Origin of the sequence: Pseudomonas sp. B22(2017) (assembly GCF_002113105.1) — a bacterium.
Classification (GTDB): domain Bacteria; phylum Pseudomonadota; class Gammaproteobacteria; order Pseudomonadales; family Pseudomonadaceae; genus Aquipseudomonas; species Aquipseudomonas asiatica.
On sequence record NZ_NEJN01000006.1, the window covers coordinates 70,570 to 94,176 of the forward strand.

The window sequence follows — 23,607 nt, forward strand, 5'->3', positions numbered from 1 at the left end:
GCGACGTCTTTGTCGGGGATTAAGTGGGGCAACCGCCGTTGGCTACCGGTGATATTTGTTCAGCAAGAGATGGGCCAACTCAAGAGATGGGGGCAACTGTTGGCAGGGGCTGACATGACAGTTTTGTTGCCTGTGAGACCGAGCGCCGCCGCGCGGGCGGCGCTCGGTCTCACAAACAACAAAAATTTCATGCCAGTTCCATCACCCCAGCATCTCGTGCATGGCAATGATCTGCTCGGCCACCTGGATCAGCCTCTGCTGCCGGCTCATGGCCTGGCGGCGCATCAGGGTGTAGGCCTGTTCTTCGTTGCAGTCCTTCATCTTCATCAGCAAACCCTTGGCCTGCTCGATGCGCTTGCGTTCAGCCAGTTGCTGGTCCCGCGCAAGCAGCTGCGCCTTCAGCGCCTGGTCACTTTCGAAGCGGGCCATGGCCACATCCAGGATCGGTTGCAGCCGCGCGGCATGGATGCCTTCGACGATGTAGGCGCTAACCCCTGCCTGGATCGCCTGGCGCATCACCCCGGGGTCGTGCTCGTCGGTGAACAGCACGATTGGCCGTGGCTGGTCACGGCTGACCAGGACCACCTGTTCCATCACATCGCGGTCCGGTGAGTCGGTATCGATAAGCACCACGTCCGGGCGCACCGTTTCGACGCAGGCGGGCAGGTCGATGGTCAGGCCTGGGGCTTCGATGACCTCGAAGCCGGCCTCGCTCAAGGCCGCCTTGAGGCGGCCGAGTTTGCTCTGGGTGTCGTCGATCAGCAGGATGCGCAACATGAATGGTCCCCCTCACGCGCCGACACGGGCATCGGGCAGGTCGCCCAGCGCATGCAGGCTGAAGCTGCGGGCATAGCCGTAGGGGTCGCTGCCGTCCCAGCGGCTGCCATCTATGAGCAGGCTGCTGCGCATCGGCTGCTCGGGGCAGGCCACGCCGAGGCTTTGTGCCGCCTCGCCATACAGTGCCAGTTGCTGGACCTGGCGCGCCACGCCGAGGTAGTCGGGGTCATCGCGCAGCAAGCCCCAGCGGCGGAACTGGGTCATGAACCACATGCCGTCGGACAGGTACGGCAGGTTGGCCCGGCCGTGATCGTGCAGGCGCAGGGCGTGCGGGTCTTGCCAGTGATTACCCAGGCCATCGTGGTAGCTGCCGAGCAGTCGCGGCTCGATACTTGCCAGCGGAGTGTCCACGTAGGCGCTGCTGCTGAGCAGTTGCGCAGTGCTGCGGCGGTTTTCCGGACTTTGCTCGATGAAGCGGCTGGCGGCGAGTACCGCCTTGATCAGCGCGCGGGCGCTGTTGGGGTATTGCTCGGCAAAGGCGCGGGCGCAGGTCAGGACCTTTTCCGGGTGGTCCGGCCAGATCGACTGGCTGGTGGCCAGGGTGAAGCCCTGACCCGTGGCCACTGCATCGGCAGCCCAGGGTTCGCCCACGCAGAAACCGTCGATGCGCCCGGCCTGGATATGCGCAGCCATTTGCGCCGGTGGTACCACCACGCTGTCGACGTCGCGCAATGGGTGGATGCCCTGGCTGGCCAGCCAGTAATACAGCCACATGGCGTGGGTACCGGTGGGGAAGGTCTGGGCGAAGGTGAGGCGTGCGCCATGCTGGTGCACCAGGCGCGCCAGTGCTTCAGGGTTGGTCACGCCTTTGCGCTGCAGGGCCGGGGACAGGTTTATGGCCTGGGCGTTCTGGTTCAGCCCCATGAGCACGGCCATGGCGCTGGCCGGTACACCGCCGATGCCCAGGTGCACGGCGTACACCAGGCCATACAGGCAGTGCGCCGCATCCAGTTCGCCGCTGACCAGCTTGTCGCGCAGCCCGGCCCAGGAGCCCTGGCGCTTGAGGTTGAGGGTAAGGCCGTGCTGCTGGGCGAAGCCTTGGGTGGCGGCGACTACCACCGAGGCGCAGTCGGTCAGGGCCATGTAGCCGATGTTCAGGCTGGGCTTTTCCGGCGCGTCGCTGCCGTTGACCCAGGCCAGGGGCGTTGCTCGGGGTGCAGTGTTCACAAGGTTCCTCGCCCGTACTGATAAGGCTGTGGGCTTTTCCGGTGCAACCGATGTGCCATCTGGCAGCATCCCTGTGGAGCAACTGCCCTGTGCCGCCTGCATTGGCCTCATCGCCGGCAAGCCAGCTCCCACAGATACAGCACAGGTTTCAGCCCTTGTGTTGTACCTGTGGGAGCTGGCTTGCCGGCGATGGGCTGCGCAGCAGCCCCACGATTTGCTGTCATGCCGGCCCCACGCTGGCTATAATCGCCCCCTCATTCACCCCGAGCCTTGCCCGCCCATGTATACCCTGGCCCGCCAGCTGCTGTTCAAGCTTTCCCCGGAAACCTCCCACGACCTGTCCCTGGACCTGATCGGCGCCGGTGGCCGTCTCGGCCTCAACGGCATGCTGTGCAAGCAGCCGGCGGCTTTGCCGGTTACGGTCATGGGCTTGAACTTCGCCAACCCGGTGGGCCTGGCGGCCGGCCTGGACAAGAACGGCGCGGCCATCGACGGTTTCGCCCAGCTGGGCTTCGGCTTCGTCGAAATCGGCACCGTCACCCCGCGTCCACAGCCGGGCAACCCCAAGCCGCGGCTGTTCCGCCTGCCAGAGGCAACGGCCATCATCAACCGCATGGGCTTCAACAACCTGGGCGTTGATCACCTGCTCGGCCGGGTACGGGCTGCGCGTTACAACGGTGTGTTGGGCATCAACATCGGCAAGAATTTCGACACCCCGGTGGAGCGTGCCGTCGATGACTACCTGATCTGCCTGGACAAGGTGTACACCGAGGCCAGTTACATCACGGTCAACGTCAGTTCGCCGAACACCCCGGGCCTGCGCAGCCTTCAGTTCGGCGATTCGCTCAAGCAACTGCTCGATGCCCTGGCCGTGCGCCGCGAGCAACTGGCCGGCACGCATGGCAAGCGCGTACCTCTGGCAATCAAGATTGCCCCGGACATGAGCGACGAAGAAACCGCCCTGGTGGCCGCGGCGCTGATCGAGTCGGGCATGGATGCGGTGATCGCCACCAATACCACGCTGGGCCGTGAAGGTGTCGAAGGCCTGCCGTACGGTGGCGAGGCGGGTGGCCTGTCGGGTGCGCCGGTGCTGGAAAAGAGCACCCATATCGTCAAGGTGCTGGCGGGTGAGCTGGGCGGCAAGCTGCCGATCATTGCCGCTGGCGGCATTACCGAAGGCCGCCATGCCGCCGAGAAGATCGCTGCCGGGGCGAGCCTGGTGCAGATCTACTCCGGCTTCATCTATAAAGGGCCGGCGCTGATTCGCGAGGCGGTGGACGCTATCGCGGCAATGCCACGGGTTTGATGGGCAATAAAAAAGGGCCCCATCAAGGGGCCCCTGGGCCTTCGCCCGCCGCCCGGATAGGGCGTGCATGGTGAATCGAATTCAGTGTCCTCGTTCAGCCAACGGCGTGATTTTCGTTGAGTCTATGGATGCCAGCGGTGCCAGTCATTCCGTCCCAGTTATCACCGCGACCTTCACGCCAGCCGTTGATCCAGGCTTGGCGAACAGAAGGAAGATTGAAGGGGCAAAGTTCGCGGGATTTGCCGGTGACCCCGTATTGGTAGCCACGTGAATATGCTCTTTCCAACGGATCACGCTTAAGTCTTCTCATAGGGTGTTGCCCTCACTTGTTGACTGTAATGTCCCGTCGGCCTCTCCGAGGCCGGGCAGAGTCTTTCTGCCGGTGTGCGCTCGCTGCCGGCGTGGCGAGCTGAAAGTGCCACCTCGTTGCGAAGTGGCCTGAGACCAGTTCTATCGAATGCGAGTCACGGTGTGAATGATCGATTTGTCATAAGCACGTAACCTTTCCAAGGGTGAGGGGATAAGTAAATAAATGCGACTCAACCTTGTTTAGCGTTGAGCCCGCTATGATCAGGGTTTGCCGATCATTGACGTCATTTCGCCAGCGTTGCTTGCGGATGACAGAAATAATTTGAAATGCGACGAAGGGTCACATTGGTCCTGGTATCGCCAGAATTTTTCATACTGCCTGATGATCTAAGCTGTCTTTGCCACTGGGCCAAGCACAGATCGGTCAGGCGGCCCGGCCTTTCATCGCACGCTCGCGTGTCGGGAAGGGCCACCCGCACGCCTGCTGGAAAGGTGTGCGGGCAAACATCGCGGGGCGATGCGTCGCCCCGTCAGTCAAATAGCCCAAGGCGCTGGATTACTCATGTCGGACCGTTTCGAACTTTACCTCACTTGCCCTAAAGGCCTGGAAGGCCTGCTTGCCGAAGAGGCGCGGGGCCTCGGCCTGGATGACGTGCGCGAGCACACCTCGGCCATTCGCGGCGCCGCCGACATGGAAACCGCCTACCGCCTGTGCCTTTGGTCACGCCTGGCCAACCGGGTGCTGCTGGTACTCAAGCGCTTCTCCATGAAGAACGCCGACGACCTCTACGACGGCGTGCACGCGGTCGACTGGGCCGATCACCTGACAGCCGACGGCACCCTGGCAGTTGAGTTCAGCGGCCATGGCTCGGGCATCGACAACACCCACTTCGGTGCGTTGAAGGTCAAGGACGCGATCGTCGACAAGCTGCGCAACCGTGAAGGCCTGCGCCCGTCGGTGGAAAAGATCGACCCTGATGTGCGCGTGCACCTGCGTCTGGACCGTGGCGAAGCCATTCTCTCGCTCGACCTTTCCGGGCACAGCCTGCACCAGCGTGGCTACCGCCTGCAGCAAGGCGCCGCGCCGCTGAAGGAAAACCTGGCGGCGGCGGTACTCATCCGCGCCGGCTGGCCGCGCATTGCCGCCGAAGGTGGCGCGCTGGCCGACCCGATGTGCGGTGTGGGTACCTTCCTGGTCGAAGCGGCGATGATCGCCGCCGATATCGCGCCCAACCTCAAGCGTGAGCGCTGGGGCTTCAGTGCCTGGCTCGGCCACGTACCGGCATTGTGGCGCAAGGTGCATGACGAGGCGCAGGCGCGGGCACAGGCCGGTCTGGCCAAGCCACCACTGTGGATCCGTGGCTACGAGGCCGACCCGCGGTTGATCCAGCCAGGCCGCAACAACGTCGAGCGTGCCGGCCTGGGCGACTGGGTGAAGATCTACCAGGGCGAGGTCAGTACCTTCGAGCCGCGCCCTGACCAGAACCAGAAAGGCCTTGTCATCAGCAACCCGCCCTATGGCGAGCGCCTGGGTGACGAAGCCAGCCTGCTGTACCTCTACCAGAACCTCGGCGAGCGTCTGCGCCAGGCCTGCATGGGCTGGGAGGCGGCGGTGTTCACCGGCGCGCCGCAGCTGGGCAAGCGCATGGGTATTCGCAGCCACAAGCAGTACGCGTTCTGGAACGGCGCCTTGCCGTGCAAGCTGCTGCTGTTCAAGGTGCAGCCCGACCAGTTCGTTACCGGCGAGCGCCGCGAGGTGCAGCCTGAAGGCGCGGAAGCCCGCCAGCAGGTAGCACCGGCCAGCGAGCCGGCGCGCCTGTCGGAAGGGGCGCAGATGTTCGCCAACCGCCTGCAGAAAAACCTCAAGCAACTGGGCAAGTGGGCCCGCCGCGAGCAGGTCGATTGCTACCGCCTGTACGACGCCGACATGCCCGAATATGCCCTGGCGGTCGACCTGTACCAGGACTGGGTGCATGTGCAGGAATACGCCGCGCCACGTTCGGTCGACCCGGACAAGGCCCAGGCACGCCTGCTTGACGCGCTGGCAGCCATCCCGCAGGCCCTGGGCATTTCGCCGCAGCGTGTGGTGCTCAAGCGTCGCGAGCGGCAGAGCGGCACGCGCCAGTACGAGCGCCAGGCGACCGAAGGCCGCTTCCAGGAAGTGAACGAAGGCGGCGTAAAGCTGCTGGTCAACCTCACCGACTACCTCGACACGGGCCTGTTCCTGGACCATCGCCCGATGCGCATGCGCATCCAGCGCGAAGCAGCCGGCAAACGCTTCCTCAACCTGTTCTGCTACACCGCCACGGCCACCGTGCACGCGGCCAAGGGCGGCGCGCGCAGCACCACCAGCGTCGACCTGTCGAAAACCTACCTGGACTGGGCGCGACGCAACCTGGCGCTCAATGGCTTCTCCGAGCGCAACCGCCTGGAGCAGGGCGATGTGATGGCCTGGCTGGAAGGCAACCGCGACAGCTATGACCTGATCTTCATCGACCCGCCGACCTTCTCCAACTCCAAGCGCATGGAAGGCGTGTTCGATGTGCAGCGTGACCACGTGCAACTGCTGGACCTGGCCATGGCCCGCCTGGCGCCGGGTGGCGTGCTGTATTTCTCCAACAACTTCCGCAAGTTCCAGTTGGACGAGCACCTGATGGCGCGTTATGCGGTGGAAGAGATCACGGCCCAGACCCTGGACCCGGACTTCGCGCGCAATAACCGTATCCATCGTGCCTGGCGTCTGCAGCTTCGTTGAGGCGACGAGGTACATTGCGCGGCTAATGGCCAATAGCTATAACTGAGGGCAGGGCAAGATAATCCGCAGGACGCTGACGTGACGAGATGGGTGTATGTCAAAGGGTGGCGTGCGTGCGCGGTTGCTTGGCCTGTGCACAGAGGCAGTGTCCGCCTGGGCGGTGGCCGTGGTCGCCCTGATCGTGGGTGGCCTGTTGACGGCCGTCCTGGCGTTAGCCACGCAAACCTTCTACAAGCAGCAACTGCGCCAGCGCTTCGAGCTGCTGGCCAGCGAGCGTTTCAGCCGTATCGCCGAGCGGTTTGATGAACAGCAGCAGCGCCTGGACGGGCTGCGGCGGTTTTTCAGCTTTTCCAACGAAATCACCCCACACGAGTTCGACGGCTACGCCCGGCCATTGCTGCAGCGGACCCTGGCCTACGCCTGGGCGCCGCGTGTCGAGGCCGCGCAACGCGCCGAGTTCGAGCGCCAGGCCAGTGTGCATTTCGGCCCGGGCTATGTGATCCGCGACCAGGATGAACAAGGCCAGTGGCACCCATCCCCCCAGCGCGACCATTACTTCCCGGTACTCTATACCCAGTCGGGTGAATTGCCCGGGCTGCCCTATGGTCTGGACCTCGCCGGCCAGGAAGTGCCCTTGGCGGCACTGGCGCGGGCGCTGGGGCCCGGCAGCATGGCGGTGTCCGAGCCACTGCCCATGTTCGATACCAGCTCGGATGCGCGTGGCCTGCTGATGGTGGCGCCAGTGTTTTCCGATGCCAACCCCCGCGGCGCGGCAATGGGCTATGTGATGGCCCTGCTGAGCATGCGTGAACTGGTCAGTGACGGGCGCCCGGTTACGGCAGACGATAACCTGGTGGTGCGTATCGTCGACCCCACCGGGCTGCATGGCCCTGAGGTGATGTTCGATTCACAGAACCCGGTCGCACCTCTGCCGCTGGCCATCAACCAGTTGTTGCACCTGGCTGACCACCACTTCCAGCTGAGTATCCGGCCGAGCCTGGCCTTCGTGCGCGCCAACCGCTCCTCCGCGGTGCTGGCGGTAAGCCTGCTGGGCGGCTTGTTGAGCCTGCTGCTCAGTGTGTTGCTCTACAGCCTGTTCAGCCAGCGCCAGCGCGCCTTGGCCCTGGTAGAGCAGCGTACCGCCGAGCTACGGGTCAGCGAGCAGTCACTGCGTGGTACCCATAACCAACTGCGCAGCGTGCTGGATGCCGCAACCCAGGTGGCGATCATCGCCACCAACCTCAAGGGCTTGGTCAGCACCTTCAACGCCGGTGCCGAGCGCATGCTCGGTTACCCGGCCAGCGAGGCAATCGGCAAGCTGCGCCTGGAGGACCTGGTGTTGCCCGAGGAGTTGAGCCTGCGTGCCCATGCCTTGAGCCTGCGTTTCGGCCGGCCGATTGCAGGTGGCCAGGCCATGTTTGCCGAAACGGTGCAGGAGCATGGTGCCGAGCCGGGGGAGTGGACCTTGTTGCGCGCCGATGGCAGCCAACTGGTGGCCAACATGCTGGTCACCGCCATGCTCGATGAGCAGGGGTTATGGATCGGTTACCTGGCGATCTGCATCGATGTCACTGAACGGCGTCGGGTGCATGAGGCGCTGGCGGCGCGTGACCGCCTTCTGGAAAAACTCAGTGCCGAGGTGCCGGGCGGCATCTACCAGTACCGCCTGGATGGCAACGGCCATTCCTGTTTTCCGTACGCCAGCAAGGGCCTGTACGACATCTACGAAGTCGATCTGCAGCAATTGCGCGAGGATGCCACGGCGGTGTTCGAGCGCATCCACCCGGATGACCTCGAGCGCGTGCGCCGCTCGGTGCGTTACTCGGCCGAACACCTGTCGCCCTGGCGTGAAGAATATCGGGTCTGCCTGCCGCGTGCCGGGCTGCGTTGGGTGCGTGGCGAGGCGACACCGGAGGTGGGCGAGCAGGGCTGCACGTTGTGGCATGGCTACCTGACCGATATCTCCGACCTCAAGGGTGTGGAGGAAGAGTTGCGGGCGCTGTCGGTGACCGATTCGCTGACCGGCATCCATAATCGCCGTTACTTTCAGGAGCGGCTCAAGCTCGAGCTGGAACGGGCCCAGCGCGATGGCCAGGCACTGGCGGTCATCATGCTCGATATCGATCACTTCAAGCGCATCAACGACCATTTTGGCCATGCTGTCGGCGATCGCGTGCTGCGCAGCCTGTGCCTGCGCATCAGCCAGCGTTTGCGCCGTACCGATGTTTTCTGCCGGTTGGGCGGCGAGGAATTCATGGTGCTGTGCCCGGGGAGCGATGCCGAGCAAGCGCGGCTGCTGGCGCTGGAACTGTGGCATGGGGTGCGCAATGTGCCAGTGGAAGGCGTGGGCAGGGTGACCGCGAGTTTTGGTGTGGCGGGTTGGCGACCGGGGGAAGGGGCCGATGCCTTGCTGTTGCGGGCCGATGCAGGCGTGTATGCGGCCAAGCAGGCCGGGCGTGACCGGGTAGAGGGGGAGTTGGCCTGACAGCTTTCAGTTGCCAATGCCGGCCCGTTCGCGGCTAAAGCCGCTCCCACAGGGACATCACAGGTCTTGAACCCTGCACTGTACATGTAGGAGCGGCTTTAGCCGCGAAGAGGCCGGTACCGGCTAACGATCAGTTGGCCGCAGTGCTGCCGGCCAGTTTCGGCTGGCGGTACAGGTCCAGTAGCACCTGGTCGAGCACCTGCGAGGCGCCCCACGGTTTCGGATCGTTGAGGATCGCCGCCACCGCCCAGGTATGGCCGTTGCTGTCGCGGCTGAAGCCGGCAATTGCCCGCACGGTATTCAGCGTGCCAGTCTTGATGTGCCCTTCGCCGGTCATGGCGGTACGCTTCAGGCGCTTGCGCATGGTGCCATCCATACCCACCAGCGGCATCGAGCTCATGAACTCGGCAGCATAAGGGCTCTTCCAGGCAGCCTGCAGCATCGCGGCCATCTCCCGGGTGCTGACCCGTTCGGCACGCGACAGGCCGGAACCGTTTTCCATCACCAGGTGCGGCGCGGTAATGCCCTTCTTCGCCAGCCACTGGCGCACCACGCGCTGGGCGGCGCGGGCGTCGTCACCGTCGGCATCGGTGCGGAACTGCGCGCCAAGGCTCAGGAACAGCTGCTGGGCCATGGTGTTGTTGCTGTACTTGTTGATGTCGCGGATCACTTCCACCAGGTCTGGCGAGAAGGCACGGGCCAGCAGGCGAGCGCCCTTGGGCACGTTCTCGAAGCGGTCGCCACCCTGGATGCTGCCACCCAGCTCGTTCCAGATCGCGCGCACGGCACCGGCGGCGTACGTTTGGTGGTCGAGCAGCGACAGGTAGGTCTGCGAGTTGCAGCCGTCACCCAGCTGGCCGCTGACCGTTACGCTGATGCCATCGGCCTGCTGCACCGGGTTGTAACGCACATCACCCGAGCACTGTTTGGAGGCCACCGCCTTGACCTGGTTGTCGATACGGATGCTGGCAATCGGCGGTTCGACCGCGATGGTGACCTTGCCGCCATCGTTGCGGGCCACGAAGCGCAGGGCCTTGAGGTTGACCAGCAGCGAGTCGGGCTTGACCAGGAACGGCTTGTTCTCATCGCCACCGTCGTCGTTGAACTGCGGCAGGTTGGGCTGCACGAAGTGGCTGCGGTCCAGCACCAGGTCGCCGGTGATGGTGCGCACGCCATTGGCGCGCAGGTCACGCATCAGCAGCCACAGCTTTTCCATGTTCAGTTTCGGGTCGCCGCCACCTTTGAGGTACAGGTTACCGTTGAGTACACCGTTGCTCAGGGTGCCGTCGGTGTAGAACTCGGTTTTCCACTGGAAGGTCGGGCCGAGCAATTCGAGGGCGGCGTAGGTGGTGACCAGCTTCATGGTCGAGGCCGGGTTGACCGAGACATCGGCATTGAACATGGTCGGTGTGCCGGGGCCGTCAAGCGGCAGCATCACCAGCGACAGGGCAGAATCCTGCAGCTTGTTGGCCTTGAGGGCCTGCTGCACCTTGGCAGGCAGCGTGGTGTTGACGGCGGCGGCCTGGCTGGGCAGGGCGAGTGGCAACAGCAGGCCGGCAAGAACGAGGGGACGAAGCGTTTTGATCATGATCGATAAATACCCTACGGCGAGGGAAAAGGGCATTGGGGCTGTAAGGAATGATGGCCCCAGGGTGAAAGAATACGCATTATGCCCCAAGCGCAGCGACGATGCGCCACGTTCGACGGAAAAGCACCCCCAATAAAAAAGGCCACCCCTGAGGGTGGCCTTTTCAGCGATCGAGCCGGGCCGGTATTACTCGGCCTTGTTGATCGGCTTTTCCGGGTACCAGGCGTCCAGCAGCGGGCTGACCTCGATCTTGGTCAGTTCGCTACGGCCTTTGAGCCAGGCTTCAACGGCTGCACGCTGTTCTTCGCTGACCGAGCCGCGTTTGACCGAGCACACCAGGCCGAAATCGTCACCGCCTACATAGTCCAGGCCATTGGCGTCCATGGCTTCTGCCAGGAACGCGTCGAGGAAAGCATCGATTGCCTGGTCATCCAGATCTTCCTTGAATTCCAGGTTCAGCTCGAAGCCCAATTCCTGAAACTCGTCGACACACAGCTTCTTGCGCAGACGACGGGAGCGGTTTGTGGCCATGAAACAATCCTCTTAGGTAATAACGCCGCGCAGTCTACCAGTTAACACGCCTGGCTGCCTGCCTGTGTGCAGGTACCTGTGGCCAGTTCCCTGGCCAGGGCACGTTCTACCCGGCACATATGCCGCGCCAGTGCCTGGCGCCGCAGGCGTAACTGGGTGGTAGGCAAGCCGCTTGCCTCGAGGGCTTCGCAAGCTTTCATCAGCTCGGGGGCTTCCAGCATCCGCGCGGCACTGAGCACCTTGTGCGCCTGTTCGGCAATGGCATTGCTGTCATGCTGCGGATGCAATGCCATCAAGGTGGCCAGGTCGGCCTGCAGGCTCTGCTGCAACGCCTGCAGGAAACGCTGGCGATCGTTCGGGTCATGCCCGACCACCGTCGCCAGGCCGTCCAGGTTATAGAGCTTGCGGCGCGGTTTCTGCTGGCGGCGTGGGCGGATACTGGCAAGACGCTGGCTGAGCGTGCCCAGGCTGATGGGCTTGAGCAGGCAGTCGTCCATGCCGGCGCTCAGGCACTTGCGGCGTACCTCCGGCTGTGCGTTGGCGGTGTAGCCGAGAATGGTGCAGCGCTGCCGCTTGCCATGGCGTTCCTCGGTACGTACGGCAGTGGCCAGCTGGTAACCGTTCATGTGCGGCATGTTGCAGTCGAGCACCAGCACATCGAAGTCGCCCGCCCGCCAGGTAGCCAGGCCTTCGCGACCGTCTTGGGCGCTGGTGTGCTCAAGCCCCAGGTAGCCAAGCTGCTGTGCCATCAGTTGCAGGTTGGCCGGGTGGTCGTCGATCACCAGCACGCTCAGCCGTGGGTCGGGCACGTCGAGGTTTTCGATCAGCGGGGCCGGCTGCGCTGCTGCGTCAACCCGCTGCAGCGGCATCTTCAGGCGCACCTGGGTGCCGACATCCTCCAGGCTCTTTATGGTCAGGCTGCCGCCCATCATCTCGCACAGGTTGCGACAGATGGCCAGGCCCAGCCCGGTACCTGCACGGGCGCTCTGGCTATGCGGGTTGGCCTGGATGAACGGGTTGAACAGGCGCTGCAGGTCGTCGGCGTGGATACCGATGCCACTGTCGCGCACTTCCAGGTCCAGCACTGCGGGGGTAGTGCTGCCGTCGTCCACCAGGCCGACGCATATGCGCACCTGGCCATGCTCGGTGAACTTGATGGCGTTGCTTACCAGGTTGGACAGGACTTGCTTGAAACGCAGGGGGTCGAGCAGGGCATGGCAGCGGGCGGCCGGTGCGATGATCACCTCCAGGGCCAGGCCTTTCTGCCGGGCCTGGCCCTCGAAAATGCGCCCCACCGACTCGACCAGGGCCGCCAGGTCGACGGCCTCCGGGGCGAGGGACAAATGCCCGGACTCGATGCGCACAATGTCGAGGATATCGCCGATCAGGCCCAGCAGGTCCTTGGCCGAATGGTGGGCCAGCTCCAGCGCACAGCGATCTACACGGCCTTGGTCGGCGCGCTTGACTGCCAGCTCGAGCATGCCGATGACGGCATTCATCGGGGTGCGGATTTCGTGGCTGATGGTGGCCAGGAACGTGCTTTTGGCGCGGTTCGCATCATCGGCCTGCTGCTTGGCCTGGCGCAGCTCCATGACCAGATGGCGGCGCTCGCTGATGTCGATCCAGCCACCGATGATGCCCTGCACCTCACCCAGTGAGTCGCGGTACGGCAGAATCCAGTGGTAGATGGTCATCTCCCGGCCCTGGATCCGAAGTGGCCGGTCCATGATCAGCGGCGAGCCTTCGGCCATCACCTTCAGATAATCGGCGTGGATCTGCCGGGTCTGCTCGTAATCGGCGAACAGGCTCCCCTCCAGGTTTTTGCCGATGACCTCCTCGGAGCGGGCCTGCACGGCTTCCAGGTAGCTGTAGTTGCAGCTTTGCAGTCGGCCCTCGCGATCACGCACGTACATGGGGTGGGGCGTGCCGTTGAGGAGGGCGCGCATGAACGCCAACTGGTCGTTCAGCGCCCGTTCGGCGCGTTGCCGCTGGCGAATCTGCAGGCGCAGGCGGGCATTCCACAACAAGGCCAGCAGCAACAGCACGGCGGTGCCCAGTACCACCTGTATCGCCAGCCGGCGGTAGCCGTGGTCGTTGCCATCCTCGTGCAGGCTGAAGCCGCGCCAACGGTTGTTGATGACCCCCAGTTCTTCCGGCGAGATGCTCAGCAGCGCCTTGTCGAGGATCGACACCAGCGCTTGTGACGGGGCGCTGGTGGCCATGGCGAAGGTGGCGGGTTCGCTGCCGACGGTGGCCCGGATGACCAGTTCGGGATTGCCAGCCAGGGCGTGGTTGGCGTCGATCAAGGTGGTGATCACCGCATCGACGGCACCACTGTTGAGCAACGCCATGGAATAGAACGAGCTTTCGGTCTCGACCCAGCCGATTTGCGGATAGTGCCGCGACAGCATGGCGTCCATGGCACTGTAGCGGGTAATGGCGATGCGATGACCCTGCAGCTGTTCCAGCGAGGTGAAGGGTTGTTTGTCCTTGCGGCTGACCAGCACATAGGCGCTTTCCAGGTAGGGTTGGCTGATTTGCAGGTCGTCTTCGTTCATCCCGCCGCTGGCCAGTGCGGCAATGACATCGGCGCGGCCATCCTTGAGGCGGGCAATCATGTCGGCAAGGCCGCTGGCGCGCTGCACTTCGAAGCGCAAGCCGGTGCGCAGGCGAAGGAGCTCGAGCAGGTCGGCGGTGATGCCGCGAAAATGCCCCGAGCCGTCGAAATAGGAGACCGGTGCAGCGGTGTCATCGATTGCAACGCGCATCACCGGGTGGTCTTTCAGCCATTGTTCTTCGGTGTCGGTCAGTTGCAGCTTGCGGTCGGTCAGCAGCAGGTCGCTACCAGCGCTCCAGCGCTTGAAGATGCTGGCGCGTATGGCCGAGGTCTGTCTGTCCAGGGTGGCGTTCACCAGATCCATCAGGACCCTGTCCTCGCGGCGCAGGGCAAAACCGAAGCCGATGGCCTCGTGCTTGCCGAAACTGGCCATGCGCAGGCGCGGCAGGTGGCCGCGATTGAGCTGGTAGTGGGTGGAAATGGTATCACCGATGAACACGTCGGCCTGGCCGAACGCCACGGCACTCAGGGCCTGGCTGGACGAGCCGAAGGCCAGAAGCTCGGCCTTGGGGTAGGCGCTGTTCACCTCCTGCCGGGGCAGGTAATGGTAGAGCATGCCCAGGCGCATGCCGCCCAGGCCCGTGTCCAGCGCCCGGCTTTCGTCCTCGCGCGTTACCAGCACCGGTTGGTCGATGGCATAGGGGGCCGACAGGGCCAGGCCATCGCTGGCCGCTTCGTAGCCGTTGGAGCTGCCAAGGAGGTCGATATCGCCCTGCCGGAGCGCCTCGACCGCCGCTTGCCGGCTGGAAAAGCGCAGCACCCGCACGGGCAACTGCAGGGCCTTGCCGATCAGGCTTGCGTACTCGGCGGTAAGGCCCTGGTAGTCGCGGCCCCCACTGGTGATGTCGAACGGCGGGTAGTCTGGTGCCGAGGTACCCAGCACCAGTTCCTGACGGCCTTCGAGCCATTGCCGTTGTTCGTCCGTGAGCGCTGGTAATGCCGGCCTGGCCGATGAGCGTGCCAGCAAGGTATAGGATGAAGCCTCGTGATGGGTAGCCTGTGCCACGCCGCTGAACAGGAGCAGGGTGAGCAGTAGGCGAGCGATACTGTGCGCCATGACTACCCTCAGACCAGCGCGTTGCGTTTGGCCATTTCAATCAGATCGACCAGCGTATTGACCTGAAGTTTGTGCATGAGGCGCTTCTTGTAGGTACTGACGGTCTTGCTGCTGAGGAACATGCCCTTGGCAATTTCCTTGTTGCTGCGGCCCTGGGCGAATAGTTGCAGCACCATCAGTTCGCGGTCATTAACCTGACGGAAAAGTTGCAGGTCGGCATCTACCGCCTGGTTATGCTTGATTGCCTGGCTGGGGAAATAGTTGTAACCAGCCAGCACGGCCTTTACTGCACTGAGCAGTTCGCTCAGGTCCTCCTGCTTGCACACATAGCCTGCAGCACCCGAGTGCATGCAGCGTACGGCAAACAATGCGGGAGATTGCGCGGTCAGTACCAGTACCTTCAGGGGCAAGGCCATGGCCTGGAACCGGGCAAGCACCTCCAGCCCGTCCAGTTTGGGGATGCTGATGTCGAGGATGACCAGGTCTGGGGCGGCTTCGCGAATCATCTGCATGGCGTCCACGCCGTTGTCCGACTCGCCGACAATCTTGTAATTCTGGTTTTCCAGCAACATACGAACGGCCAGGCGGATGACGGGATGGTCGTCGACGATAAATATGGAATGCATGTTCAACTTCCCTGCGGGCGATTGAGGGTGACAGGCGGCACCTTATCGCAGTTGAAAGTCATCGGGCATGCGAGGAAGGGCTATTAGCCCTATATGGGAAATGGCTTACAAGATAAAACAATTCGGGCTACGAAATAAGCGCGTTTAATTCATTGTCAAAGCGTGATTGGTAACTTTTCATTTACTTTTATTCGTGACGTTTAACTTGTCGCCAGTATATGTAGGAAGTTTCCCACAATGTGCGGTGCAGCTACGGGCGATGTCCGGGCTGCACCGGCAGGGCTCAGGTCGGGCTGGAGCGCCCGGTCATTTCCCGGGCCATTTCACTGGCATAGCTGTCGGTCATCCCCGCGATGAAGTCGATCATGCGCAGGAAGGCGCTGTGCAGCGAGCCGTGTGGGTCGGGGGCATTGTTGCCGATCAGGTCCAGTACCCGGCGGCTCTTGAACGAGGGCGTGCGTCCACCGTGCTGCTCGAGGGCGGCCCCGCAGAAGGTGTTCAGCAAGATTTCCAGCGTGGTGTAAGCGCCGATCTCGTGCAGGGTCTTGCGCTTGTCCTGGAAGATCTTGTTGCGTGCCATGTCCTTGGCCTGCAGCACGCAGCGCTTGGCCGGGCCGTGCATGTGTTCGACCAGGTCGCCCGCCAGCTGCCCGGCCAGCAAGGCCTGCTGCTGCTCGACGAAGGCACGGGCGGCAGCGTTGGTCAGGTGCTCGATGGCCTTGCCGCGCAGGATCGCCAGCTTGCGCCGCCGGGAATCGCCAGGGCCGAGCTGGCGGTAGGTTTCCGGCAGGTCATCGCCGACCAGATCGAGCAGCAGTGCTTCGACTTCGGCGTATTGCAGCAGCTCCATTTCCAGGCCGTCTTCCAGGTCGATCAGCGCGTAGCAGATGTCATCTGCAGCCTCCATCAGGTAGACCAGCGGGTGGCGCGCCCAGCGCTGGTGTTCCAGTTGCGGCAGGCCGAGCTTGCGGGCGATCTGCTCGAGCAGCGGCAGTTCGCTCTGGTAACTGCCGAACTTGTGCTTCTTGTAGCCCAGGGCGTCGGCGTGGCGTGCGCTCCACGGGTACTTCAGGTAAGTGCCGAGGGTGGCATAGGTCAGCCGGGTACCGCCGTCGAACTGGTGGTACTCCAGTTGGGTGAGTACGCGAAAGCCTTGGGCGTTACCTTCGAAGTTGAGGAAGTCGGCGCGCTCGTCGTCGCTCATGTCGTCCAGCCAGCCACGCCCGGCCGCCTGCTGGAACCAGTGCCGGATGGCGTCTTCGCCAGAGTGGCCGAACGGTGGGTTGCCGATGTCATGGGCCAGGCAGGCCGACTGCACGATCATCCCCAGGTCGCTGGGGGCGCACCAGTCCGGCAGGCTGTCACGCAGGGTTTCGCCGACGCGCATGCCCAGCGAGCGGCCGACGCAGCTGACTTCCAGCGAGTGGGTCAGGCGTGTATGGATATGGTCGTTGCTCGAAACCGGGTGCACCTGGGTCTTGCGCCCGAGGCGGCGAAAGGCACCGGAGAAGATGATGCGGTCGTGGTCTTTGTGGAAGGGGCTGCGCCCGAGTTCATCGGCGCTGTACAGGGCTTTGCCCAGGCGTTCGCGGGTGAGCAGGGTGTGCCAGTCCAAGGCGCGGTCTCCTGTAGGTCGAAGGCAGCAGCATATCCTGTAGGAGCAGCCTTGTGCTGCGAAGAGGTCCGTTTGATCGATACAAATTCCTTGCCGCTCCCGGCCTCTTCGCAGCACAAGGCTGCTCCTACAAGGATTGCGATGGTCAGGGGCGGCGTCTGCCTTGCAGGTAAAGGCGCAGCAACGGCAGCAGGCTGGTGCCCAGGCGCAACAGCCGCGCCAGGTTGCCGCTGCGCACGCCCTTGCCGGTGAGGAAGCCCAGCGCCACCACGGCGCCAATCCCCCACAGCGGCGCATGCTTGATGCCCAGCCCGTCGTGCAGTGAGCTGCCCATGCCGCGCACGCGGCGCAGTGGCTCAAGCAACTGCGCGGACTCGTGGCGGATTTCCTGGCGGTGCATTTCCATGCGCAGGCGCAGCAGCGCCTTGCGCAGTTCCCGCGGGTTACGGGTGTTTGGCAGTTCTGGCAGGCTCATGGCAACAGGCGCTCCCGGTCCTTGGCAAGTTCCTCAAGGGTGGCGCCGAAGGGCGACGACTCGTCGAACACCGCAGCCTTCAGGCGCAAGCCGCAATACAGCGCGGCTATGCCGTAGAACACGCACAGGCCGATGATCCCGGCCAGGCGATAGCTATCCCACAGCAGCACCAGCAACAGCCCGGACAACGCCGTCAGCAGAAGCAGGGCGAACACCAGGGCGAGGCCGGCGAACAGCAGCAGGCTCAAGGTGCGGCCCTTCTGCTCCTGCAATTCGATGCCGAACAGTTCGATGTGGCTGTGCAGCAGCCCCAGGGCAGCCGCCCCCAGGCGTTTGCCCGAGGCGCTGGCGCCGTTGGCGTCGTTCTCCATGGAAACCCCTCAGCGCCGGTTGGCCAGCAGGCCGATCAACAGGCCGACACCAGCGGCAATGCCGATCGCCTGCCACGGTTTTTCCTGCACGTACTGTTCGGCACTGCTCAATGCTGCCTGGCCGCGTTCCCGCACCGAGTCCTGGGTCAGTTGCAGGGTTTCGCGGGCCTGGGTCAGGCGGTCGTGGATCTGTTCACGCAACTCGTCAGCCTGGTCGCCTGCCAGGTTGGCAGTGTCGGCCAGCAGCTTCTCGGTGTCGCGGACCAGTGCCTGGAAGTCAGCCATCAATATCTCTTGTGCAGTCTTTGCCGATTTGCTGGCCATGGGTATCTCCCTGTCGATGAGTGTTGGTAGTTCGAGTAATAGCACGCGCGGAAGGTTCAAGTACCGGCGCTGGTATGGGCCTTGCTAAGGCTTTGCCACGTTGCGGGGCGCCCTGGTCGGGTATTGCGCCGATTCAGGGCGTCAGCGCAGCGGATACCGATAAACCTTAACTCAATCCACGACAAACCCAAGAAAAAACCAAGCAGGCTCCGCCCGGTTCACCGAAACGGGGCAGGGAGCTGGCACCGATTCGGTGCAGGGATGCAGGTTCTTGAACTGTCCTGGTGCCTTTTTCAGCAGGTCTGCCTATTTCATGGAAAACATGCACAGCGCGATGGACTCTCTGGTCCACGGTTCAAACACCCTGTTCATTCTCATGGGCGCCATCCTGGTGCTGGCCATGCATGCCGGCTTCGCGTTTCTCGAAGTGGGCACTGTACGCCACAAGAACCAGGTCAACGCCTTGTCGAAGATTCTCAGCGACTTCGCTATTTCGGCATTGGTGTACTTCTTCATCGGCTACTGGATCGCCTACGGGGTCAGCTTCTTCCAGCCGGCGGCAGCGTTGGCGGCCGACCATGGCTATGCGCTGGTCAAGTGCTTCTTCCTGCTGACCTTCGCTGCGGCGATCCCGGCAATCATCTCCGGGGGCATCGCAGAGCGGGCGCGATTTGTGCCGCAGCTGTGTGCCACGGCATTGATCGTAGCGTTCATCTACCCGTTCTTCGAGGGCGTGGTGTGGAACGGCAACCTGGGCGTCCAGGCCTGGTTGCAGGCACGCTTCGGCGCGCCGTTCCATGATTTTGCCGGCTCGGTGGTGGTGCATGCCATGGGCGGCTGGCTGGCGCTGGCGGCGGTGTTGCTGCTGGGTGCGCGCCGTGGGCGCTACCGCGATGGCCGGTTGGTGGCGTTTGCCCCGTCGAGCATTCCCTTTTTGGCATTGGGGTCGTGGATCCTGATCATCGGCTGGTTCGGCTTCAACGTCATGAGTGCCCAGACCCTGCAAGGTGTCAGCGGCCTGGTGGCGATCAACTCGCTGATGGCCATGGTCGGTGGCACCCTGTCGGCCTTGCTGGCCGGGCGTAACGACCCGGGCTTCCTGCATAACGGGCCGCTGGCCGGGCTGGTGGCGGTTTGTGCCGGTTCCGACCTGATGCACCCGATTGGTGCGCTGGCCACCGGCCTGGTGGCGGGGGCGCTGTTCGTCTGGACCTTCACCGCGGCGCAGAACCGCTGGAAGATCGACGATGTGCTGGGTGTGTGGCCGTTGCATGGCCTGTGCGGTGTATGGGGTGGCATGGCCTGCGGCATCTTCGGCCAGGAGGTGCTGGGTGGCATGGGCGGTGTCAGCCTGGTCAGCCAATTGCTGGGCAGCCTGATGGGCGTGGTGGTGGCATTGGCCGGCGGTTTTGCCGTGTATGGTGCAATCCGCGCGCTGCATGGGCTGCGCTTGAGCCATGAGCAGGAGTTCCAGGGCGCGGACCTGTCGCTACACCGTATCGGCGCCACCAGCCAGGATTGAGCCAGGTCAGGTGCACTGTGGGCAGGACGGACCTAGAATAGGTTTCTCTCTGCCAAAGCGGACTTGCCCCCATGCTGCCTGAATGCCAACTGTTCGGCACCCTCGGCTGCCACCTGTGTGAAGTGGCCGAGGCCGTGCTGATGCCCTTCGTCGATCATGGCCTGCTGGTGGAACTGGTCGACATTGCCGAGAACGAAACTCTGTTCGAACGCTATGGCCTGATCATTCCGGTGCTGCGCCGTTGTGACAACGGCGCCGAGCTGCACTGGCCGTTCGATGCCGAACAGGTGGTGGCGTTTCTCGCGCAGTAATTGCGCAAGGGGAGGTCTGTCCCTGCTCCATGCGGTGTGCAGCGTTGTGATGATCCGCTGCCGGCACGTTGAGGCCGGCATCCTTCACCGGTCATCAGGAATCCAGCCATGCGCATTACCCCCCATTTCACCCTCGATGAAATGACTGTTTCGCAGCTCGCCGCCAGGGAAGGGCTCGACAACAATCCTCCAGCCGAGGCGCGTGCCAACCTGCAGTTGCTGTGCAATGCACTGGAGCAGGTGCGCGCGCTGTTCGGCGCACCGGTCATCGTCAGCAGTGGCTATCGCAGCCCCGCAGTCAACCAGCGTATTGGCGGGACGCTGACGAGCAAGCATCTGCAGGGGCTGGCGGCTGATTTCACGGTGATTGAAGTGACCCCGCGCGAGGTTGTGCGACGGATCAGCGAAAGCACCATCCCCTTCGACCAGCTGATCCTCGAATTCGATGACTGGGTGCACCTGGCCGTGTCGCGCGGCGTCCCTCGGCGCCAGGTGTTGACCATCCGTAAAGGCACCGGCTATCTGCCGGGCCTGCAATGAAGCGCATTGACGGCGGCAAGGGGATATTCGTATGCTGTATATAAATACAGTATCGAGGTGAAGCCATGCTCAATGTCGAGCAACTCAAGTACAGCGTCAACCGCATGCCTGTCGAGCGGGTGGCCGACGCTGTTCTGGAACTGCGCCTCGAAGGCCTGGTGACCGACGACCGCACGCCGTTCGGCAAGGTCCACTTCAATACCTGCTTCGCCGAGATCGAGGCCCTGTTCCAGCGTGCCGGCTATCACCGCGGGCTGGATGTGGTGGGGTATCAGGGGTTGCTGTATGCCCTCTACGACCCTGGGCGCTGGGAGCCGGTGCAGGTGTTGCGCTGGCTGAGGGATCGCTGCGAGGCCATTGCCCAGGCTGGTTGAGGGCGCGGGCTTGGGGGATAATGCGCGGCCGTGAACGTTTCGAGCCCTGCCATGACCACGCCTTTCGACCCCGCCCGCCAGCAAGCCAGCACGGTGTGCCTGCCCCCCGGTAACTGGGCGACGGTGCTCGACTGCCTGTGTGACTATTTCAAGGCCATCGACCGCGCCCAGTGGCTCGATCGTTTTGCCCGTGGCCGGGTGCTTGATGCCGAAGGGCGGGCGGTTTCCGCCGAACTGCCTTACAAGCGCGGTATGCGATTGCACTACTTCCGTGAGGTGCCGAACGAGCGGCCGATCCCGGTGCAGGAGGCCATACTGCATGTGGATGAGCACCTGGTGGTAGCCGACAAGCCGCATTTCCTGCCTGTGACGCCGACTGGTGAATACGTCGAACAGACCTTGCTGCGCCGCCTGATCCGCCGCCTGGGCAACCCGCATCTGGTGCCGTTGCACCGTATCGACCGGCATACCGCCGGGCTTGTGCTGTTTTCCGCCAACCCGCAGAGCCGCAGTGCCTACCAGCGGCTGTTCCCCGAACGACGCATCGACAAGCGCTACCAGGCAATTGCGGCGGCCATGCCGCAGCACGATTTCCCGCTGGTGCACAAAAGTCGCCTGGTACATGGCGAGCCGTTTTTCCGCATGCACGAGGTAGAGGGGGAGGCCAACAGCGAAACCCTGGCCGAAGTGCTGGAGAAGAATGGCGAGCTCTGGCGTTACGGGCTGTCGCCGGTAACTGGCAAGACCCATCAGTTGCGCGTGCACATGGCGGCGCTGGGGGCGGGGATCTGCAATGACCCGTTCTATCCGCAGCTTCTCAACGACGAGGACGACTACCAGCGGCCGCTGAAGTTGCTGGCGCAGAGCCTGCGCTTTGCAGACCCGCTGAGCGGGGAAGAACGCTACTTCGAGAGCTGTTTGCAGCTGGATTGGTAGTCTGGACGGGGTCGTTGTAGGAGCGGCCTTGTGTCGCGATGGGCCGCGAAGCGGCCCCGGCATTTTTTGCATCACCGCTGAACTCCAGGGGCCGCTTCGCGGCCCATCGCGACACAAGGCCGCTCCTACAGGGCCCTAGCGGTTGAACCGCTCCACCAGCGAGTACTGGGTACCCGCCGTACTGGTCAGCTCTTCGCTGAGCAGCGCCGAGTGCTGGGCCTGTTCGGCAGTCTGGTCGGCCAGGTCGGCGATGGTGCTGATGTTGCGGCTGATCTCGTCAGCCACTGCAGTCTGCTCTTCGGTCGCTGCAGCAATCTGGGTGGCCATGTCGGTGATGTTGGCCACCGCTTCACTGATACCCACCAGCGCCTCGTCGGCCTGCATCACACGGTCGACGCCTTCCTGCGCCTGGCGATGGCCGGTTTCCATGGTCAGTACGGCATTGCTGGCGGTTTGTTGCAGCTTGGCGATCAGGCCGTGGATCTGCCCGGTGGATTCGGCAGTGCGCTGGGCCAGCTGGCGCACTTCGTCGGCCACCACGGCAAAGCCTCGGCCCATTTCACCGGCACGTGCCGCTTCGATCGCCGCGTTCAGCGCCAGCAGGTTAGTCTGGTCGGCGATGCCCTTGATCACATCGACCACGCCACCAATCTCGTCGCTGTCCTTGGCCAGTTGCGTCACCGTCTGGCCGGTTTCGCCCACCGCCGCCGACAGGCGCTCGATGGCCTCGCGGGTTTCACCGGCAATCTGACGGCCCTGGCTGGTCAGGCGGTTGGCTTCCTGGGTGGCATCGGCGGTGCGCTGCACGTGGTTGGCCACTTCCTGGGTGGTGGCGGCCATCTGGTTGACCGCAGCGGCAACCTGCTCGGTCTCCACTCGCTGGCGCTCCAGGCCCGAAGAGCTCTTGTGCGCAAGCGCGTCAGACTGGCGCGCCTGTTCGCTGAGGTGTTCGGCGCTGTCCTGCAGGCGGGTCAGGCAGGTTTTCATGCGCGCGTCCTGGCTGAGCATGGCCATTTCCAGGCGCGCCTGCACGCCCCGGCTGTCGGTGTACATCTGCGCGATCAGCGGGTCGGAGGTGGTTTGCTCGGCCAGGCGCAGCAGGCGCTTGAGGCCACGTTGCTGCCAGCTCAGGCCCAGCAGGCCCAGCGGTACGGAAAGCCCGGCAGCCAGGGCGAAGCCCCAGGAATGGCCCAGCCAGTTGCCGATCAGGAAGCCCACCTGGCTGATCAGGATGAACGGCAACCAGTCCTGCAGCACCGGTAGCCACTTGTCCCGGCGCGGTACCGGCGGCTTGCCCTGGTTGATGCGCTGGTACAGCGCCTCGGCGCGGCGGACCTGCTCGGCGGTGGGCTTGACCCGCACCGATTCGAAGCCGACCACCTGGTTGTTGTCGAAGATCGGCGTGACATAGGCGTTGACCCAGTAATGGTCGCCGGACTTGCAGCGGTTCTTGACGATGCCCATCCACGGCTGGCCCTGCTTGAGGGTTTGCCACATGTGAGCAAACACCGCTGGCGGCACGTCGGGGTGGCGCACCAGGTTGTGCGGCGCACCGGTCAGTTCTTCGCGGGTGAAACCACTGATCTCGATGAAGGCATCGTTGCAGTAAGTGATCACACCTTTGGCATTGGTGGTGGAGATCAACCGCTGCTGGGCAGGGAAAGTCCGTTCTCTCTGGGTAATCGGCTGGTTGTTACGCATGGGTTGATAGTCCGCAGGGCTTTCGACTGGTATCGGCAAGCCGCTGGTTTTATTGAATGAATAATTAATGTGCTTGACCTGTGGCAACTGGCCATCAGTCGATCTGGGTTAGCCAACGAGCACGTTCAAGCAATTTAGCGTCATTATTTCGTTTTTACTG

At 63.5% G+C, this 23,607-nt stretch carries 20 protein-coding genes; 8 read left to right on the forward strand and 12 right to left on the reverse strand.

Annotated features, from left to right (window positions below; all coding sequences use genetic code 11):
• Positions 1 to 201: 201 nt before the first annotated feature.
• The gene (locus CAG18_RS14880; protein ID WP_085721115.1) at positions 202 to 777 is read right to left on the reverse strand and encodes an ANTAR domain-containing response regulator; all 576 of its coding nucleotides are present in this window, start codon (positions 775 to 777) and stop codon (positions 202 to 204) included.
• Between the two features lie 12 nt (positions 778 to 789).
• Positions 790 to 2,004: a CmpA/NrtA family ABC transporter substrate-binding protein gene (locus CAG18_RS14885; RefSeq protein ID WP_085721116.1), complete on the reverse strand. Its 1,215-nt coding sequence runs from the start codon at positions 2,002 to 2,004 to the stop codon at positions 790 to 792.
• Between the two features lie 280 nt (positions 2,005 to 2,284).
• Here CAG18_RS14885 and CAG18_RS14890 point away from each other — a divergent pair, with 280 nt between their 5' ends.
• The gene (locus tag CAG18_RS14890; RefSeq protein ID WP_015269500.1) at positions 2,285 to 3,310 is read left to right on the forward strand and encodes a quinone-dependent dihydroorotate dehydrogenase; all 1,026 of its coding nucleotides are present in this window, start codon (positions 2,285 to 2,287) and stop codon (positions 3,308 to 3,310) included.
• A 94-nt stretch (positions 3,311 to 3,404) separates the two neighbouring features.
• On the opposite strand, the gene rmf is transcribed toward CAG18_RS14890, so the two are convergent.
• The gene (rmf, locus tag CAG18_RS14895; protein WP_003248687.1) at positions 3,405 to 3,620 is read right to left on the reverse strand and encodes a ribosome modulation factor; all 216 of its coding nucleotides are present in this window, start codon (positions 3,618 to 3,620) and stop codon (positions 3,405 to 3,407) included.
• A 561-nt stretch (positions 3,621 to 4,181) separates the two neighbouring features.
• Between rmf and rlmKL the strand changes: the two genes are divergently transcribed.
• Together rlmKL and CAG18_RS14905 are read left to right on the forward strand one after the other, a co-directional pair.
• Positions 4,182 to 6,374 carry a bifunctional 23S rRNA (guanine(2069)-N(7))-methyltransferase RlmK/23S rRNA (guanine(2445)-N(2))-methyltransferase RlmL gene (rlmKL, locus tag CAG18_RS14900; RefSeq protein ID WP_085721117.1) on the forward strand — a complete coding sequence of 731 codons (2,193 nt, stop codon included), beginning with the start codon at positions 4,182 to 4,184 and terminating at the stop codon, positions 6,372 to 6,374.
• Between the two features lie 94 nt (positions 6,375 to 6,468).
• Positions 6,469 to 8,859 (forward strand): diguanylate cyclase, encoded by a 2,391-nt coding sequence (locus tag CAG18_RS14905; protein ID WP_054573501.1) that lies wholly within the window; start codon positions 6,469 to 6,471, stop codon positions 8,857 to 8,859.
• A gap of 130 nt (positions 8,860 to 8,989) precedes the next feature.
• On the opposite strand, the gene dacB is transcribed toward CAG18_RS14905, so the two are convergent.
• From dacB to CAG18_RS14945, 8 genes are all read right to left on the reverse strand, one after another.
• The gene (gene dacB / locus CAG18_RS14910; RefSeq protein WP_015269503.1) at positions 8,990 to 10,447 is read right to left on the reverse strand and encodes a D-alanyl-D-alanine carboxypeptidase/D-alanyl-D-alanine-endopeptidase; all 1,458 of its coding nucleotides are present in this window, start codon (positions 10,445 to 10,447) and stop codon (positions 8,990 to 8,992) included.
• A gap of 186 nt (positions 10,448 to 10,633) precedes the next feature.
• The gene (locus CAG18_RS14915) at positions 10,634 to 10,978 is read right to left on the reverse strand and encodes a YggL family protein (RefSeq protein WP_004376110.1); all 345 of its coding nucleotides are present in this window, start codon (positions 10,976 to 10,978) and stop codon (positions 10,634 to 10,636) included.
• 41 nt (positions 10,979 to 11,019) lie between these two features.
• Complete coding sequence (locus tag CAG18_RS14920; protein WP_085721118.1) at positions 11,020 to 14,652, reverse strand: ATP-binding protein; 3,633 nt, start codon at positions 14,650 to 14,652, stop codon at positions 11,020 to 11,022.
• Between the two features lie 8 nt (positions 14,653 to 14,660).
• Entirely contained in the window at positions 14,661 to 15,278 is a 618-nt protein-coding gene (locus tag CAG18_RS14925; RefSeq protein ID WP_015269505.1) for a response regulator transcription factor, read from the reverse strand.
• Between the two features lie 283 nt (positions 15,279 to 15,561).
• Positions 15,562 to 16,893: a deoxyguanosinetriphosphate triphosphohydrolase gene (locus CAG18_RS14930; RefSeq protein WP_013971681.1), complete on the reverse strand. Its 1,332-nt coding sequence runs from the start codon at positions 16,891 to 16,893 to the stop codon at positions 15,562 to 15,564.
• A 145-nt stretch (positions 16,894 to 17,038) separates the two neighbouring features.
• Entirely contained in the window at positions 17,039 to 17,368 is a 330-nt protein-coding gene (locus CAG18_RS14935; RefSeq protein WP_085721119.1) for a hypothetical protein, read from the reverse strand.
• A complete protein-coding gene (locus tag CAG18_RS14940; RefSeq protein ID WP_013971683.1) occupies positions 17,365 to 17,739 on the reverse strand; it encodes a phage holin family protein in 375 nt (124 codons plus the stop codon). The genes CAG18_RS14935 and CAG18_RS14940 overlap by 4 nt, the downstream gene beginning before the upstream one ends.
• Positions 17,740 to 17,748: 9 nt before the next feature.
• A complete protein-coding gene (locus CAG18_RS14945) occupies positions 17,749 to 18,063 on the reverse strand; it encodes a YqjD family protein (RefSeq protein ID WP_013971684.1) in 315 nt (104 codons plus the stop codon).
• A gap of 313 nt (positions 18,064 to 18,376) precedes the next feature.
• On the opposite strand from CAG18_RS14945, the gene CAG18_RS14950 reads away from it, so the two are divergent.
• From CAG18_RS14950 to CAG18_RS14970, 5 genes are all read left to right on the forward strand, one after another.
• Positions 18,377 to 19,585, forward strand: coding sequence for an ammonium transporter (locus tag CAG18_RS14950; RefSeq protein WP_015269506.1), 1,209 nt, complete (start codon positions 18,377 to 18,379; stop codon positions 19,583 to 19,585).
• Between the two features lie 71 nt (positions 19,586 to 19,656).
• A complete protein-coding gene (locus CAG18_RS14955; protein ID WP_004376101.1) occupies positions 19,657 to 19,896 on the forward strand; it encodes a glutaredoxin family protein in 240 nt (79 codons plus the stop codon).
• 108 nt (positions 19,897 to 20,004) lie between these two features.
• Entirely contained in the window at positions 20,005 to 20,436 is a 432-nt protein-coding gene (locus CAG18_RS14960) for a D-Ala-D-Ala carboxypeptidase family metallohydrolase (protein WP_015269507.1), read from the forward strand.
• Between the two features lie 65 nt (positions 20,437 to 20,501).
• Positions 20,502 to 20,810: a hypothetical protein gene (locus tag CAG18_RS14965; RefSeq protein WP_015269508.1), complete on the forward strand. Its 309-nt coding sequence runs from the start codon at positions 20,502 to 20,504 to the stop codon at positions 20,808 to 20,810.
• A gap of 51 nt (positions 20,811 to 20,861) precedes the next feature.
• Positions 20,862 to 21,746 (forward strand): pseudouridine synthase, encoded by an 885-nt coding sequence (locus CAG18_RS14970; protein WP_085721120.1) that lies wholly within the window; start codon positions 20,862 to 20,864, stop codon positions 21,744 to 21,746.
• Positions 21,747 to 21,881: 135 nt separating this feature from the next.
• Here CAG18_RS14970 and CAG18_RS14975 read toward each other — a convergent pair whose 3' ends face one another.
• Positions 21,882 to 23,447 carry a PAS domain-containing methyl-accepting chemotaxis protein gene (locus tag CAG18_RS14975; protein WP_015269510.1) on the reverse strand — a complete coding sequence of 522 codons (1,566 nt, stop codon included), beginning with the start codon at positions 23,445 to 23,447 and terminating at the stop codon, positions 21,882 to 21,884.
• Between the last annotated feature and the right edge of the window lie 160 nt (positions 23,448 to 23,607).